Annotated in this window: 16 protein-coding genes; 1 reads left to right on the top strand and 15 read right to left on the bottom strand. The window is 31.5% G+C overall.

Annotation, left to right across the window (positions count from 1 at the left end):
• Nucleotides 1-47 precede the first annotated feature (47 nt).
• The 4 genes from ACTT9L_RS06160 to ACTT9L_RS06145 all read right to left on the bottom strand — a co-directional run bounded on the left by ACTT9L_RS06160 (nt 48) and on the right by ACTT9L_RS06145 (nt 3,868).
• Nucleotides 48-1,583, bottom strand: a complete 1,536-nt coding sequence (locus tag ACTT9L_RS06160; protein ID WP_440928435.1) for an ABC transporter substrate-binding protein — start codon at nt 1,581-1,583, stop codon at nt 48-50.
• 25 nt (nt 1,584-1,608) lie between these two features.
• Entirely contained in the window at nt 1,609-2,670 is a 1,062-nt protein-coding gene (locus tag ACTT9L_RS06155; RefSeq protein WP_440928434.1) for an NAD(P)-dependent alcohol dehydrogenase, read from the bottom strand.
• A 97-nt stretch (nt 2,671-2,767) separates the two neighbouring features.
• On the bottom strand, nt 2,768-2,896 hold the full coding sequence (locus tag ACTT9L_RS06150; protein WP_440925813.1) for a hypothetical protein: 129 nt from the start codon (nt 2,894-2,896) through the stop codon (nt 2,768-2,770).
• 216 nt (nt 2,897-3,112) lie between these two features.
• Nucleotides 3,113-3,868, bottom strand: coding sequence for an SDR family NAD(P)-dependent oxidoreductase (locus ACTT9L_RS06145; protein ID WP_440928433.1), 756 nt, complete (start codon nt 3,866-3,868; stop codon nt 3,113-3,115).
• Between the two features lie 146 nt (nt 3,869-4,014).
• Between ACTT9L_RS06145 and ACTT9L_RS06140 the strand changes: the two genes are divergently transcribed.
• Complete coding sequence (locus ACTT9L_RS06140; protein WP_440928432.1) at nt 4,015-5,103, top strand: GAF domain-containing protein; 1,089 nt, start codon at nt 4,015-4,017, stop codon at nt 5,101-5,103.
• Between the two features lie 6 nt (nt 5,104-5,109).
• Here the strand turns inward: ACTT9L_RS06140 and mmsB are convergent, their stop codons facing one another.
• The 11 genes from mmsB to ACTT9L_RS06085 all read right to left on the bottom strand — a co-directional run bounded on the left by mmsB (nt 5,110) and on the right by ACTT9L_RS06085 (nt 16,711).
• Entirely contained in the window at nt 5,110-6,024 is a 915-nt protein-coding gene (mmsB, locus tag ACTT9L_RS06135) for a 3-hydroxyisobutyrate dehydrogenase (RefSeq protein ID WP_440928431.1), read from the bottom strand.
• A gap of 1 nt (nt 6,025) precedes the next feature.
• Complete coding sequence (locus ACTT9L_RS06130; RefSeq protein WP_440928430.1) at nt 6,026-6,979, bottom strand: 2-hydroxyacid dehydrogenase; 954 nt, start codon at nt 6,977-6,979, stop codon at nt 6,026-6,028.
• Between the two features lie 5 nt (nt 6,980-6,984).
• Nucleotides 6,985-8,274: a glycolate oxidase subunit GlcF gene (gene glcF / locus ACTT9L_RS06125; protein WP_440928429.1), complete on the bottom strand. Its 1,290-nt coding sequence runs from the start codon at nt 8,272-8,274 to the stop codon at nt 6,985-6,987.
• Nucleotides 8,274-9,554 carry an FAD-binding protein gene (locus ACTT9L_RS06120; RefSeq protein ID WP_440928428.1) on the bottom strand — a complete coding sequence of 427 codons (1,281 nt, stop codon included), beginning with the start codon at nt 9,552-9,554 and terminating at the stop codon, nt 8,274-8,276. The genes glcF and ACTT9L_RS06120 overlap by 1 nt, the downstream gene beginning before the upstream one ends.
• Nucleotides 9,508-11,004, bottom strand: coding sequence for an FAD-linked oxidase C-terminal domain-containing protein (locus tag ACTT9L_RS06115; RefSeq protein ID WP_440928427.1), 1,497 nt, complete (start codon nt 11,002-11,004; stop codon nt 9,508-9,510). Before ACTT9L_RS06115 ends, ACTT9L_RS06120 begins: the two co-directional genes overlap by 47 nt.
• A 3-nt stretch (nt 11,005-11,007) precedes the next feature.
• Complete coding sequence (locus ACTT9L_RS06110; RefSeq protein WP_440928426.1) at nt 11,008-12,171, bottom strand: pyridoxal phosphate-dependent aminotransferase; 1,164 nt, start codon at nt 12,169-12,171, stop codon at nt 11,008-11,010.
• Nucleotides 12,172-12,274: 103 nt separating this feature from the next.
• Nucleotides 12,275-13,426, bottom strand: a complete 1,152-nt coding sequence (locus tag ACTT9L_RS06105; RefSeq protein ID WP_440928425.1) for an alpha-hydroxy acid oxidase — start codon at nt 13,424-13,426, stop codon at nt 12,275-12,277.
• Nucleotides 13,427-13,438: 12 nt separating this feature from the next.
• Nucleotides 13,439-13,918, bottom strand: coding sequence for an acyloxyacyl hydrolase (locus ACTT9L_RS06100; protein ID WP_440928424.1), 480 nt, complete (start codon nt 13,916-13,918; stop codon nt 13,439-13,441).
• Nucleotides 13,919-13,962: 44 nt separating this feature from the next.
• A complete protein-coding gene (locus ACTT9L_RS06095; protein ID WP_440928423.1) occupies nt 13,963-14,325 on the bottom strand; it encodes a cytochrome c-type biogenesis protein in 363 nt (120 codons plus the stop codon).
• Nucleotides 14,322-14,843: a redoxin family protein gene (locus tag ACTT9L_RS06090; protein WP_440928422.1), complete on the bottom strand. Its 522-nt coding sequence runs from the start codon at nt 14,841-14,843 to the stop codon at nt 14,322-14,324. Before ACTT9L_RS06090 ends, ACTT9L_RS06095 begins: the two co-directional genes overlap by 4 nt.
• Nucleotides 14,840-16,711, bottom strand: coding sequence for a heme lyase CcmF/NrfE family subunit (locus ACTT9L_RS06085; protein WP_440928421.1), 1,872 nt, complete (start codon nt 16,709-16,711; stop codon nt 14,840-14,842). Before ACTT9L_RS06085 ends, ACTT9L_RS06090 begins: the two co-directional genes overlap by 4 nt.

Raw genomic sequence — 16,711 nt, 5'->3', positions numbered from 1 at the left:
TGGAATTTGTTAGTTGTGGCCGTCGTTAAGACGGCCACAAAATTTTTTTAAAGCTTGTTATCTTCCATTGCTACACCAACAGAGTAAGCTGCTCTTACATTATCTTTTCCTACTCTATTAAGTATATCTTCCCACTGCTTAGCAGCCTCGTCTAAAGCAGCTTGCGGTGATAACTGTCCAGCTAAAGCTTTTGCTGCAGCTGTAGCTAATGCAGCATTAAACTCAAATGTACCCGGAACTCTCAAAGGGAAAACTCTATTTTTACTTTCTTCCATTTGAGCTAGGGTATCAACATATGATTGGGCAATATCTTTATCCCAACCGATTTGAGTCCAAACATCTGCTTTAAAGTCATCATTTCTAAATGGATTTACTCCAAAACGACCAATACCTATGTCAGCTTGGTGATTTGCTTCATTTGCAAAGAAACACAAGTAATCAAAAGCCATTTCTTTTTCTTTACTTTTCTTAGCAACACCAACTGCCCATCCCCATACGAAGAAAGGAGCTTGGTTAAAGCCTTCATCCCAAGAGTTAGTTGTTCTATTCCAAACTTTCATTGCGCCAGGTAATTGAGCGGCACCAACTTTGTTGTTAATTGGGCTGTCAGGTTGCATAGCAGCAACAAATGCATCATCCCATGAGAAACTAAACAAAGTTTGTCCTCCGCCAAATGATCCAATTTCATCACCTAGACCAAAGTTTATTCCTCCTGGAGGAACATATTTAGTAGCTGCGACCCAGTCGGTTAAAGCTTCCACAAAACCTGGATTATTAATTAATGGTTTCATAGTTTTTAAGTCAAAGAAAAAACCACCTGGAGTTTTAGGATTTTTTGAGTAAGCGGCAGATCTTGAATAAAAAGCTGCATACATCAAGTCATCTTTTTTCATAACTTCTGCAGATCCATATTCCTTCTCGCCATCACCATCCCAATCCCAACCATTAAAGTACGCAGCCATTTCTCCATACTCTTTCCATGTTTGTGGGACCCTTAACTCTTTTCCAGTATCAGCTTTATATTTTTTTTGATACTTAGGATTGTCAATTACGTCTTTTCTATATTTTAAATAATGTCTGTCACCATCAACTGGAAACTGATACATAACACCATCCCAAGATGCTATACCAATGTGAGATGGGGTAACGTCTTGCATTTGTTTCATCTCAACATATTTTTTTGGAACTGGTTCTAAGTATCTTTTCCAATCATTAATAAAGTTTGAAAATCCAAAAACTATATCATATGGAGCTTGACCTGCTTGAAATGGAACCATAGCTTTTGCATACAAATCACCAGCAGGTGTATGTGTTACATCAACTTTTGCTCCTGTAAGTTTAGCAAATTGCTCTGCATGTAAAGCTGTTGGTTCTCCCATAACTGGAACAGCATGTGTATTTATTTTAAGTGTCTTACCTTTGTAATTTTTCTTAGACATAGACTCGTAAGAACACTCGCCTGGAATATCTCCAGTAGCCTTGATATGTGGAAACTGATCGCTCCACTTATCAGCATACGCAACAGGACTTAATACCAACAAAGCCGAGATAAGTGCTACTACGTAGGTTTTTATTGTCTTCATGTTTTTCCCCTCTTTTTGTTGTTAATTATGGAACCAAAACAGCACGACCTTTAATCTTTCCATCATTAAGATCATGTAAAGCTTTGTTAGCATCTTCAAGTTTATATTCTTTCATAGAAAGTTTAACTAAACCTTTATCAGCTAGTTCCATTAATTCGTATAATTCAGCCCATGTACCAACAAGACTTCCAACTATACTCTTCTCTTGATCGATCATATCAATCGCCAAAACTCTTATTTCTTCACCGTAGCCTACAATATAAAAAGTTCCAGTTGCTTTGGTCATTTTAATTCCCATTGGTGTTGAACCTTTTTCACCGACAAAATCTATGACAGCCTCTGCTCCTTTACCTTTAGTAAGCTCTTTTACCTTCTCTATTTCATTACCATCTATTAAAACTCCATGGTCTGCTCCAAGCTCCATTGCATGATCTAGAGGTGCTTTAGCTTTTTCAACTACAATAATATTTGCAGCACACATCGCTTTCATACATTGAATTGCTATATGCCCTAATCCACCAGCACCTATAATTACACAAGTTTCTCCAGGCAGAAGATGTCTTGTAGCTTTTTTCACTACTCTGTACGCCGTCAAGCCAGCGTCAGAAAAAGGAGCTACATCTATTGGACCAAGAACTTTTGGAATTTTTATTAAATTTCTAACACTTGTTTGAAGTAATTCTGAATATCCTCCATGTTTAACATTCAAACCTGCAAAGATAGGATCTTCCGCATGCATATCATTTCCTCTTCTGCAGTCTAAACATGTCCCTCCTGTACCAGAAACTTTAGGGTGTAATATAACTGCATCACCTTTTTTAAATCCTGTAACATCTTTACCAACTTCTTCTATCCAACCAGCATTTTCATGTCCCATAACCATTGGTAATAGATCATTATTTTGGTCTGTAATGTGTCTCCAAACACCCTCAATAATATGCAAATCAGTTCTACAAACACCTGCAGCTCCAATTTTAACAATTACATCACTGGCTTTCTCTATTTTTGGATTTGGTAACTCTTCACCTGTGACCCAAACTTTTTCTTTCATATTCGGATCGTACTTGTGTAATACTTGTGCTTTCATAGCTTACTCTCCCATTAAATTTAAAACATCATTAAAAAATTAATCGGATCAGGAGTCAATGCCACTTTTAAACGTTCGGATATTAGATAAATACAACTCACAGTAGAGAAAATCCTTTTATAAAACACATTTTAGAACAATCACCTGGAATATCTCCTGTAGCTTTGATATGTGGAAACTGATCGCTCCACTTATCAGCATATGCCATAGGGCTAAATATCATCATACTTGATATTACAGCCGTTAAGCAGGTTTTTATTATTTTCATTATCACCTCTCTTTTTTTTTACGGAACTAAAACAGCTCGTCCCTTAACCTTATCATCGTTAAGATAAATGAGTGCTTTATTAGCATCGTCTAATTCATATAATTTAGACCACGTTCCCACTAAATTTTCTTTTATTGTTTTTACATCTATAATTTTATTTTTAAAATACATAGACTAAAACATTACCTCACCACCATTTGGTGATATGCAACTTCCATGAAAAAAACTTCCTTCAGGAGAAGCTAGCAACAATACAGCTGGTGCAATTTCATCAACTTCTGCGAATCTATTAAGAGGTATGGCCTTCTTCAAAGTATCAAGAAGTTCATCAGCAAGAGGTGTTAACAAATCGGTATTTGTTACACCTGGTGCTACTGCGTTAACCAATACACCAGTACCAGCACATTCTAGAGCCAAAGCTCTTGTGAATGTTGTATTTGCTCCTTTAGCTGCACAATAATGTGTTAAAGTTCCAGCACCTTTATATGCAAGTTGCGAGGTGATATTTATAATTCGTCCAGCACCTCTTTTCTTCATATCTTTATAAACTGCCTGCGTCATGAAGAAAGTACCCTTGACATGTACGTTCAACATTCTGTCAAAACTTTCTTCGCTTATTTCTTCAAAATTCTCAGTTATGTTATGACCGGCATTGTTAACCAAGATATCAATATCACCCATCTGGCTTACTGCATTTGCATAAAATTCTTTAACTGATGAAGTTGATGAAACATCACATTCAGCAGCAAAACTTTTACGACCAAGTTTTTCAATTTCAGATGAAGTTTCTTTAGCCTTATCATTGTCTTTGTGATGGCAAAATGCAACATCTGCTCCAGCAGCGGCAAGCGTTAGAGCAATTCCACGCCCTATTCCTCTTGACCCTCCGGTCACAATTGCTTTTTTACCTTTAAGTTTTTCATTTGGCATCGTTATCGCCTCCTAAATTAATTTCTAAAAATCTATTGGAAAAACGTTTAACAAAGGAGTCAACCAAGCTTTAAATTGTCCAAAAAATTAACAAATACAACCTGTGGTTAGTTGTTGAATACCCTTATTTTAATTATCTTTTTGAAATGGAAAATTTATCTTCTCAAAAAAAAGAGTTTAAAAACATCCTAAAAAAAAGAGGAATGATGTCCTATGAAATGGGCAAGGAGATTTCAGATAGTTGGTCAAGATGCATCGCTAAGGGTCTTGATCCATTTAAAGATCCAAAACAAAGCGTAGTATCCTCTATTCAATTAAAAGAGATCAAAGAAAAAAATGAAGCTCTTAGAAAAATAGTGCTCCCAGAATTGGAACTTTTATACTCACAAATTGCTGGAACTAATTTTATGATCGCATATTCAGATGAGAACGGTTTAGTACTTGATACAATGTATGATAAAACATGTCTTAATACAGACGTAGGTAAAACTGTAATACCAGGTTCAATATGGACAGAAAAAATTTGTGGTACAAATGGTTTGGGATTATCAGTTGAGTTAAAAAAACCAACAATAGTATCTGGTAAAGAACATTTTTTTACAGCTCATGAAAATATATCTTGTTTTGCAAGTCCAATAATTAATCATGAAGGCAAGACCATTGGTATCATAGATGCTTCAACTGATTATATGTCCAGAGAACAACACACTCTAGCTTTAGTAAAACTTGCAACTAGAAGTATCGAAACCAAATTATTTATTAAGAAGTTTGAAAACGAATTAATTTTATCTTTTCATCCTAGACAAGAGTATTTATCAACAACTAGTGTTGGGTTATTAGCTGTTAATGGAGACGGTGTTATTGTGGGTGCAAACAGTAATGCAAAAGTTATGCTTAACGGACTAGTATATCTAAAAAATGAAGATTTTAATAAAATTTTTACCAATTCATTTTCATCTATTGCAACAGACATCTTAAATAATAAAATATTAAAAATTACTGATCACTTAGGCTCGTCTGTTTTTTTAGTTAAAAGTCAAATTTTTAAAGAAAATAAATTTGTAGATACTGATAAACAAAATAAAATTTATCCATGTAAAAATTGTGAAGACACCAAAATTAAAAGAGAGAAATGTATTCTAATTAGATCAACTTTTAGTGAGACAAATAATATTTCTGCAGCATCAAGAAAACTAGGTATATCTAGAACTACAATTTATAAACACTTGCAATAAAATTATTTAATCAATTGGATAATCCCAAGCGCTACCACCAATAACTTTTGAAATAGCAGAAAAATCTTTTGCATCGTTTCCATCTTTGCAAAATTGATCATAAATTTCTAATGCCATTTTTCCTAGTGGTGTTTCAGCACTAACACTTTTTGCGCAATCGTTAGCAAGTTTAAGATCTTTGTTCATCATACCTGCAGAAAAACCTGGACGATAATTATTGTTCGAAGGCGTTCCATCAATTAAACCAGGTAATGGTGGATAAACAGAAATTGGCCAACTGTTACCTGATGCGTTTTTCATGATCTCATGAACTTTTTTGATATCTATATTTAATCTTTTTGCTAACATTAATGACTCTGAAGCAGCAATCATTGCAATGCCTAGGGCCATATTGTTACAAATCTTAGCACCATTCCCACTACCTAAATCACCTGCATGAAATATATTTTTTCCCATAATTTCTAATAAAGGAAGCGCTTTTTCATATGCTTCTTTTGATCCACCAACCATTATATTTAAAGTTGCTTTTTGAGCTCCCATTACTCCACCACTAACTGGGGCATCAATCATTTTTATTCCTAATTCTGAAGCCTTTTTTCCAATCTCAATAGAAGTTTGTATATCAATTGTTGAACAATCTATTAAAAGACAATCTTTTGAAACTTTATTTATTATTCCGTTTTCTCCTAAAAAAACTTCCTTAGAATGCTTACCTTCTGGAAGCATGGTTATCACCGTTTCAACATCAGCTGTGATTAAATCATCTAAATTTTTGGTTGTTTCAAGATTTTTATCTTTTGCAATTTCAAGCATTTTTTTTGAGACATCAAAAACTTTTACAGATTTACCTGCCTTCATTAGATTTTCAGCCATTGGACAACCCATGTTGCCAACGCCAATGAAAGCTATTGATTGAGACATTTTAATTTACTTTATTGATACAGTTTCCAGTTCTAAAAAACTCATCTAGATTATCAATTGCTAAATTTCCCATTGCAATTCTTGTATCTTTTGTTGCACTCCCAAGATGAGGTAAAACAAAAGCACTTGGGATTTTTAAATAACCAGGATTTAAATTTGGTTCATTTTTATAAACATCTAATCCTGCTGCATAAATTTTTCGTCTATTCAATGCATCAATTAAAGCTTCATCATCAACTATATCACCTCTAGCAACATTAGTTATCACAGCACCTTTAGGAAAATACTCAACAGTCTCTTTATTTATTAAGTTCTCTGTTTCTTTTGTGGCTGGACAACAAATTGATAAAACATCTGAAACTGAAAAAAGACTTTTTATACTGTCATGATATGTTGCACCTTGTTCTTTGCCTTCACTTAATTTTGAACGATTATGATAATGAATGATCATGCCTAAAGATTTTGCAATTTTTGCAATTTTTTGACCAATACGACCCATTCCTAATATTCCTAATCTTGTTCCTGTTAATTGTTTTCCAATTAAGTAGTCAGCTGACCATTTCCATCCACCCTCTCTTGCAGACTCTATTCCTTCAGATGCTCTTCTGCATGCTCCTAAAATTAATAAAATTCCAATTTCTGCTGTAGCATCTGATAAAACTTCTGGTGTATTTGTTACTGCTATGCCTTTATTTTTTGCTGCTTCTAAATCAATGTTTCCAAATCCTACTGCAAAATTTGAAATTATTTTAATTGTATCTGGTAATTGATTGATTGTTTCTGCATCTAATTTTTCAGTTAGTGATGATAATATGCCATCAAATCCTTGGCTCATTTCAACAATTTTTTTTTGTGAATAAAGTTCATCATTAGTATTAAATTTAGCATCAAATAACTTAGATGCTTTGTCTTCACTTTCTCTTATCAAGCGTCTTGTAATTAAAACTTTTTTCATAATTTCTATTTTAAAATTTCAGGTTTTGGTCCACCTGTGTACCAATCTAAAACTTCAATTGTATGTAATATTGGAACTTTAGTGCCATGAGCGATTTGTGTAATACAACCAATATTTCCAGTAGAAATAAAATCTGGATTTAAACTTTCAATATTATTTACTTTTTTCTTCAATAATTGTTTTGCAATTTTTGATTGTAATATGTTGTAAGTACCAGCTGATCCACAACATATATGTCCTTCAGGAATTTCCATTATTTCGTTATTTGTTTTTTCAAGTAGTGATACTGGCTGAGAATGAACTTTTTGACCATGCTGCATAGAACACGCAGAGTGATAAGCTACTTTATATTTTTTTTCCTTATCTTTAATATCGAGTTTTAAACTTTCAAATACATATTCCGATATATCCTTTGTAAGTTCTGATATTACTTTTGCTTTTTTACTTAGTTCTTTGTCCTCACGAAAAATAAATCCATAGTCTTTCATTGTTGTTCCACAACCTGATGTATTTGATAAAATTGCATCTAAATTTCCTTTTTGATGCTCCTCATACCAAGTGTTTATATTGTTTTTAAAATCTTGATGTGCATCCTCCTCTTTTCCAAGATGATGATTTAAAGATCCACAACAACGAATTTTTTTTGGAACAACTACCTCTACACCATGTCTGTTTAATAGTCTTATTGTTGCTTCATTAATTTGAGGAGATATTTCTTTTTGTACACATCCTGTTAAAAGAGCAACTCTAGCAATTATTTGTTTAGAAGAGGGTTTGTAAACTTCTTTAATTGGTAAGCTTTTTTTAGGAAATTTTGTAGGCATTAACTCAATCATGTCCTTAATTTTTGAAGGCATTAAGAATTTAAACGGCTTCGATAATTTTACTAATAAACTTGATAATCTAAAAACTTTTGTATTTGGAAGAGTGATAGATAAAAAATATCTTATTAACTTATCAAAGAATGATCTTTGATAATTTTTTTCGATATATTTTTTTCCATGGTCAATTATGTGCATATAATTTACACCAGCTGGGCAAGTAGTCATACAACTGTAACATGAGAGACATCGATCGATATGCTTTACAACTTTTTCAGTTGGCTTCCTGTTATTCTCCAACATATCTTTAATGAGATAGATACGTCCTCTAGGTCCATCTAGCTCGTCACCCAAAAGTTGATGAGTAGGACATGTAGCATTACACATTCCACAATGCACACATTTTTTAAAAACTTTTTCGTTTGCAAAATTATCTGGATCTCTAAGCTGTTCTTCAGTAAATTTTGTTTGCATTAAACACCTCTATACATTTTACCTGGGTTTAAAATTCTTTTTGGGTCAAAACTTTGTTTTACTTTTTCAGAAATCATCAAACGTACTTTATCAACAGTAAAAATAGGTTCACCATAATCATATTCGGATGAAGTTTTAATTACTGTCAAATAACCTCCAAAATCTTTTGCCATTTTTTTTAAATCTTTAATCTTTTCCTCTTTTTTACTATTAACTTCAATCCAGAATAACGACCCACACCAATCAATAAAATAATTATGGTTATTTTCCAAATATTTGCATAATTTTGAACCATTCCCTGGTGGTATCACCATTCTTATTAAATTGTGTTCGGTCATTTCGAATACCTCTAAATTATTTATTTTTTCCCAAAATGGTTCTGATTGATAAACATCAAGAATAGAAGTATCTGAATTGTTTAATTCAAGTTCTTTTTTTAAATTATTAATTTTTTCCTCAATTGAAATTTTATCCCCCTCAACTCTAAATGCCACAAACGAAACTTTTGATTTAAGATCATTAAACTTAAAAACATTATTTCTTTTAGCTGAAAATTCTTTATCATTTGATTGCTCTGGAATAAAGACAGCACCAGAAATTTCACTACTTGAACTAGATAATTTATTAAACAAATCATAAATTTGTTCAAAATTATTAGGATAAATTATTACAGTTTTAGAAGAATCTTTCTTTGGTAGTACCTTTAATGTAATTTCAGTCAAAGCAACAAGTGTTCCAAACGAACCAGCTATAAGTTTTGATAAATCATAACCCGTAACATTTTTAACAACAGTACCTCCTGATTTAATTATATCTCCTTTTCCATTAACTCCTTTAAAACCTAGGACATGATCTCGTACACTTCCAACTTTAAATCTTCGTGAACCTGCATAATTACATGATAAGTATCCTGCTATCGTTCCTTTATTTGATTTGCCATCTTTAATATATCCGAAGTCTATTGGTTCAAAAGCTAGCTCCTGACTATTTTCACTTAAGACCTTCTCGATTTCATTAATTGGTGTGCAGGCTTTTACTTTAATATACAATTCTTCAGGTCTATAGTCGATGATACCAGAAATTTTAGATAAAGAAGTAGTGTTAGCCGATTGAGTTTTGTTTCCAATAAAGTTTTTTGAATTGTTACCGATAATTTCCGTTGGAGAATCTTGTTTATATAGTTCCCGAATTAAATCTGAAACTTCAACTTCATCTTTGGGGTAATATACGTTATTAGAATCTTGGAAGATCTGGGAATTTATCTTTATTTTTATGGACATGAACCCTTCCTTCCTCTGCACATTTTCTAAGTATAGGATAAACTTTTCCAGGATTTAATAGATTTTTTTCATCTAATGATTTTTTAATACTCAGTTGTTGTTGTATATCGTTATCATTAAACATTTCACACATAAGTTCTCTTTTTTCTATACCAACACCATGCTCACCTGTAATCACTCCACCAAGTCTTACACATGTTTTTAATATCTCGGAACCAAATTCCTCAGTTTTTCTAAGTTGTTCTTTATCATTTCCATCAAACATAATAAGTGGATGTAAATTTCCATCACCTGCATGAAAGCAATTTGCAACCGGTAATTCATATTTTACTGATAATTTTTTAATTTCTAATAATGCTTCAGCAAGCTTACCTCTTGGAATAGATCCATCCATACAATAATAATCAGGGGCCATAGCTCCACAAGCTGGAAAAGCAGCTTTTCTTCCAGCCCAGAAAGAAAGTCTTTCTTTCTCACTATTGCTTAGTTTAAGACTAGAACAATTATTTTTTTTACAGATAGCTTCTACTTTTCTAATTAATTCATTTACCTCTGATTCTGTTCCATCAAGTTCTACTATTAATAATAATTCCGCATCTCTTGGATATCCTGCTTTACTAAAATTATCTGTTGCCTCAATTAAAGCTTTATCCATTATTTCCATTCCTGCTGGCACTATTCCACTTGAAATAATTTCTGAAGCAGCATCTCCTCCTTCTTTTATCGATGGAAAGCCTATTAAAGCCGCTCTTACCACATCAGGTGTTTTCAAAATTTTAACTGTTACTTCGGTAACAACTCCCAATAAACCTTCTGATCCACAAATTAAACCCATAAGATCATATCCCTCTTGATCAAAAGACTTTCCTCCAAATCTACAAACTGTTCCATCCATCATTACCATCTGTACGCCAAGAATATTATTTGTTGTCGTTCCATACTTTAGTGAATGAACTCCACCAGAATTTTCAGCAACATTTCCACCTATAGAACATGCTAACTGGCTAGAAGGATCTGGCGCATAATAAAACCCTTTGTGTTGGACTGCATTAGTAATTCCAAGATTTGTTACTCCAGGCTGTGTTACTACACATTTATTTTTATAATCAATTTCAAGTATTTTATTGAATTTTCCTAAACCAAGAAGAATAGCATCTTGAAGGGGTAATGCACCTCCAGATAAACCTGTACCTGCACCTCTTGGAACTACTTTAATGTTTTCACTATAACAATATTTTAATATCTCACTTACCTCATCAGTATTTTCTGGAAGTACTACTGCTAAAGGTGTTTGCGTATAAACTGACAGAGCATCAGTTTCATAAGGTCTCAATTCGTCAGCTTCACTTAGAACATTTTCTTTATTTGTTAATTTTGAGAGATTTTTTACTATCTCACTTTTTCTATTTAAAATAGAGTTATCAATTTTTGGTAAAGCTAATTCAGACATAACTTAACCTAACATTTTTTTGATATTTTCCAATGCGTTGGAAATGTTATCTCTTGAAGCAGCAAAGCTAAATCTTACATAATCTTTGCATGTTTGTCCAAAAGCTGTTCCCGGAACGATAGCAACACCGGCTTCATGCATTGCTCTTTTACAAAATTCTGAGCCGTCCATACCCGTTCCAATGACTTTAGGGAATGCATAAAACGCTCCACCGGGTAAACTACACTCTACACCTGGTAAACTATTTAAGCCTTCATGAATTAATTTTCTTCTCAAAGTAAATTTTTCCATCATCTCGTCAATTGAGTCATCAGGTCCATCCAAAGCAGCAATACCTGCGAACTGAGCGGCAGCATTTACACATGAGACACTATTAATTAATAATTTATTTACATGCTCAACTAAATTTTCTGGCCAAAAACTCCAACCAAGTCTCCAACCTGTCATTGAGTAAGCTTTACTCCAACCCTCTAAAACAATTAGTCTTTCTCTTAACTCAGGATAATTAAAGAATGTTGGCATTTCCTTATCATCGAAAATTTGTCTGCTATAAATTTCATCACTTAAAATAGTCACGTGAGGATGTTTTTTTAAACCTTCAGCTAATTTGTCTATTTCTGATTTTTCTACAAAACTTCCAGTAGGGTTGTTTGGATTTATTAAAATTAATAATCTAGTTTTATCAGTAATTAGAGATAAAATTTTATCTGCACTAAACTTTAAATCTTTATCTTCAGTTAGATCGTAAGGCACTGCAGTAGAACCAGTATAATTAATCATTGATTCATAAATAGGGAAAGCTGGGGTTGGATGAATTATCTCTGCTCCTGGCTCACCAAAGCACTGAATTGCATAATGCATTGTTGGTTTACCACCTGGCATAATAATAATTCTTTCAGGATCTACATCTGCACTATATCGTTTCTTTATCCATCTAGTAACTGACTGTCTACATTCTAAAATTCCGTTTGACAGCACATATCCATGATGGCCATCATCTAAAGCTTTTTTTGCTGCTTCGACAACGTGCTTTGGAGTTTTGAAATCTGGTTGACCTAGCCCTAAGTGAATCATAGGTTTTCCTTGCGCTTCAAGTTTTTTTGCTTCAGCTAAAACAGAAAAAGCGCTTTCAGTTCCAAGTCTATTTAATGATTTTGCAAGTTCCATAATAAATTTAAATTCAAAGTCGCCAAACTAAACGAAAATTAGTTTTTTGTCTATTTAGTTTGAAAATTTAATTTATCAAATAAATGGTAAAAATTCTTATCTTTTAGTCTCTATATATTATTTTTGACGCATCAAGGTCTTTAACAGACTTACAACCCATTAAAATCATATTTCTTCTAATTTCTTTTTGCATGTTTTCTAAAAGTCTTTCAACACCTTTTTGTCCACCAGCACCTAAGCTAAAAAGGAATGCCTTTCCAAAACTACATGCTGTTGCTCCTGCTGCTAAAGCTTTAAGAACATGTGTTCCTCGCCTCACACCACCATCAAGAATAATTTCTAGTTTATCACCAACTGCATCTGAAATTGCTTTAACTTGATCAAATGGAGATCTTGATCCATCAAGTTGTCTACCTCCATGATTTGATATCATAATTGCCGTACAACCAATATCAATTGCTCTTTTAGCGTCTTCAACTGACATTACCCCTTTAAGTGCCATCGGTTTATTCCATTTTTTAATACAGTATTCGGCATCTTTCCAGTTCATTGCTGGATCATATTGTTCATTGATATAATCCATCACTGATTTTGCAATATTAGTACCTTTATCAGTTTTGTTTTTAATATTTGCTAATTCAAATTTTTTATTAGTAAAATATTTGAAAACCCATCCTGGTCTCATTGCAAAACTTATTAAACTATCCAAAGTAAATTTTGGTGGTGTTGTAAAACCAGTTCTATGATCTCTTTCTCTATTTCCTGCAACAAGTGTATCGACAGTAATACACATGCCATCAAAATTAGCCCTACTACATCTTTCGATTAAATCATCTGTTATTGATTTGTCTTTGTGAATATAAAGTTGAAAAAGTTTTGGCCCACTAGAAACATTTGCAACCTCTTCAATTGAAAAAGATGCCATTGTCGACATGCTATAAATTGTATCAAACTTCTCTGCAGCTCTTGCAGAGGCTTTATCGCCCTCAGGATCATACAAACTTTGCATTGCAGTAGGAGATAAAAATAAAGGCATACCAATTTTTCTACCAAAAACAGAAGTGGTTAAGTCTGGCTCGCCAACACTATTAAGAATATTGGGAACTAAATCGCAGTCATTAAAAGCATCTGTATTTCTTTTCAAAGTGACTTCATCATCCGCTCCACCGTCAATGTAATGAAAAATAGGAGCCGGTAATTTCTTTTTAGCTAATTTTCGAAAATCATCAAAATTATAACAGTCATTGATATTCATGATGTGTCTTTTTTAAAAGTTTTTAAAGAAATTAAACATATAACTATTTGCCCCAGGATTTTTATCTCCTAGACTTGCATTAGATATATGATTGTAGGAAAAACCTAATTCACTTGTTTTAGACAGATCAAGTGAAATTTGCAATTCACTTTTAAATTCTATTAAATGTCCTAAATCTTTACCATCTCCTTCATGATATATTCCTGGTGTAAAGCTTGGTGTTAAATTTAATACCCCTAATTTATATTGGGCCTGGACGCCTGTATAAAAATATCCTGCATTATCTGCTGTAAATAAAAATCCAGTTATAGGAGAAAGATTTCCTAAAAAAGTATCTCTATTTAAATTTTCATTTTGATGTTGAAAACCAATTAAAGTTGATTTTTTTCCATCATCGCTAAAATCAAACATTCCTGTGTAAACACTGAATTCTGTATTTTGATCTTTTAAAACTTTTTCGTCTGCAATCGAAGAAAATGCGAATGTGATCATTAACAGATTGATTAAAAATTTTTTTAATTTCATCACTAACTAATTTATTTTTTAACTATAAAGCTTTTATAGATTATTGCACCTCCGATTAAAAATATCAATATCGGCAATAACCAAAGAATATATGTATTTTTATTTAAACCAGGATCGTAAAGTATCCATTCTCCATATTTAGTTTTAAAATATTCATAAATTTTATCTTCAGAAAGACCTTCTTGAAGCTTTTTATCAACTACAATTTTTAAACTGTTCGCAAATTCAGAGTCTGAATCGTAAACCGATTGACCTTGACATATAAGACATCTTAAATTTTTAGTTATTTTATTTCTTTTGTCATTATCCTCAGCATTAACACCGCTTAAAGTAAATAATATTATAAAAATTAAAAAAAATTTTAAAAATTTCATTTTATCAATAATTTAATTTCATCAACTAATTCTTGGTTAAGAGGTCCAATATATTTTTTAATAATTTTATTATTATAAATTAAAAATGATTCAGGAACCCCATATGCTCCCCACTCAATTGCAATTGTACCATCTAAATCAATAAATATTTCTTTATAAGGGTTTCTTAGCTCTTTTAAAAAATTTTCTGCATTTTTAAAACTATCTTTATAATTCAACCCAATAATATTTAATTTATTATCTAAATTTAAATTCATCAAAAAAGGATGCTCCTGTCGACATGGAACACACCAAGATGACCAAATATTTAATAAATAAATCTTATCTAACTCAAAGATACTTGATGATTTCACATTTTCTCCAGAAAAAAATTCCTTAGTATTAAACACTGGTATCTCTTTTTTTGTATTCACTTCAGGCGTATATATTTTTGAATCTTCTAGACCTTTGTAAAAAATAAAAAATATTGTTCCAAAAATCATAATAACTGAAAAAGGTAAAATTTTATTTTTCATCATCTTTTTTGTAAAAAGCTAACAATACCTCCAAAACATATTAGAATTACTGATAACCAAATCCATATCATAAATGGTTTAACTTGATATCTTACATTGAAAAAATCTTGGTTTTGAACCAGATTAATTACAATAAATTTATCTGACATAAGAGTTGTTTTAATATCAGCTTCACTTGTGGCAATTACAGGTTGATTATAAATTCTCAACTCAGGCGAAAATCTATCTTTTTCGCCATTCAGATTGCTGATGGAAAAATTTGCAATAATAGCATTATAATTTTGTTCTTTTTTCTGATCAACACTTTCAAAAACTATCTTGGTTTTTGAATTTTCATAAGTTTCACCAACTTTAAGATTCGTTATAATTTCACTTGCAAATAAATTATTAAATAAAATACTTAGGATTAATAAACTAAATCCAAAATGAGCAATATTTTGTGAAATATTTTTATATTTTTTTACAAAAAAATCTCTCGAAGTAATAAAGAATAAATATAGTGCACTCGATATCAAAATTGTATTAATTAAGATATTTTTATTAAAATTTTTTAATATTAAAAAAGCTAATAAAATTGAGATAATAAAAAAAGAAATTAAATAAATCTTATCTTTAAGTTGAGATTTTATCCATTTTAATTTTGGACCAATCGCCATCATAAGTAAAAAAGGAATTAAAAATGGTATCATTAACTTATGATAAAATGGAGGACCAACTGATATTTTTTGTGAAGAAATTACATCTAAAAAAATTGGATATACGGTACCTATTAATACAACTGATAAAAAATACATCATAAACCAGTTGTTGATTAATATTGAAGTTTCTTTGCTCAACCAAAAAAAATTATAAGATTTTTTGTCATTATCTTTGTGAAAAAAGAAAAAAATTAAAATAGATAAAAAAATCAAAATGAATAAAAAAACAAGAATAAATAAACCCCTTTCAGGATCATTAGCAAATGTGTGAACTGAATTTAATATCCCTGATCTTACCAAAAATGTTCCACACATACTTAATGTGAATGTCGCAATAGAGAGAATTATTACCCATGAATTTAAAATAGATTTTTTCTCTAATACTAAAATGCAATGTAAAAGAGTGGTTAATGCTAGCCACGGCATTAGAGAAACATTCTCGACTGGATCCCAAAACCAAAAACCTCCCCATCCCAATTCATAATAAGCCCAAATTGATCCGAGCAATATTCCTAAAGTCAAAAATATCCAAGAAATTAAGATCCATTTTTTTATATGCGATGCCCAACTGGTAGAAATAATTTTTAAACTTGTTGCTGCCAAGACAGATGAAAAAATGATTGAAGAACCAACATAGCCTAAATATAGAATAGGTGGATGAATTGCTAAAGCTGGGTCTTGTAAAATTGGGTTCAATCCAAGACCTTCAGTAGGAATTGGAAAAATATAATTAAATGGATTTGATGTTTTGATTAAAAATAAAAAAAATCCAATGATTATTATTTGTTGAAAAACTAAAGTTAAAATTTTGTATTTTACTGGTTGATTTTTTGTTCGTACTAAAAAGATGAAAATAAATAAAGTTAAAACAAGTAACCACAATAATAAACTACCTTCGTGGTTCCCCCAAGTTCCACTTATTTTGTAAAATAATGGTTTAGTAGTGTGAGAATTATTAAATACTGTTTCATTACTAAAATCCGAAAAAACAAAAGAAAAGATTAAACATAAAAAACTTATGACAACAAAAAATAATTGTAAAAACGTAAATGATAATATTTTGGTATCTAATATGTTTGGATTATTAAAATTTTTATATGAAAAATAAAATAACGATAATCCAATAATTAATCCTAATATTAACGAATAATATCCAACAAGACTATAGATCAA

This window comes from Candidatus Pelagibacter sp., assembly GCF_052049675.1.
Taxonomy (GTDB): domain Bacteria; phylum Pseudomonadota; class Alphaproteobacteria; order Pelagibacterales; family Pelagibacteraceae; genus Pelagibacter.
Note: the sequence above shows the minus strand (reverse complement) of the source record. Positions and strands in the feature narration are given on the sequence as shown.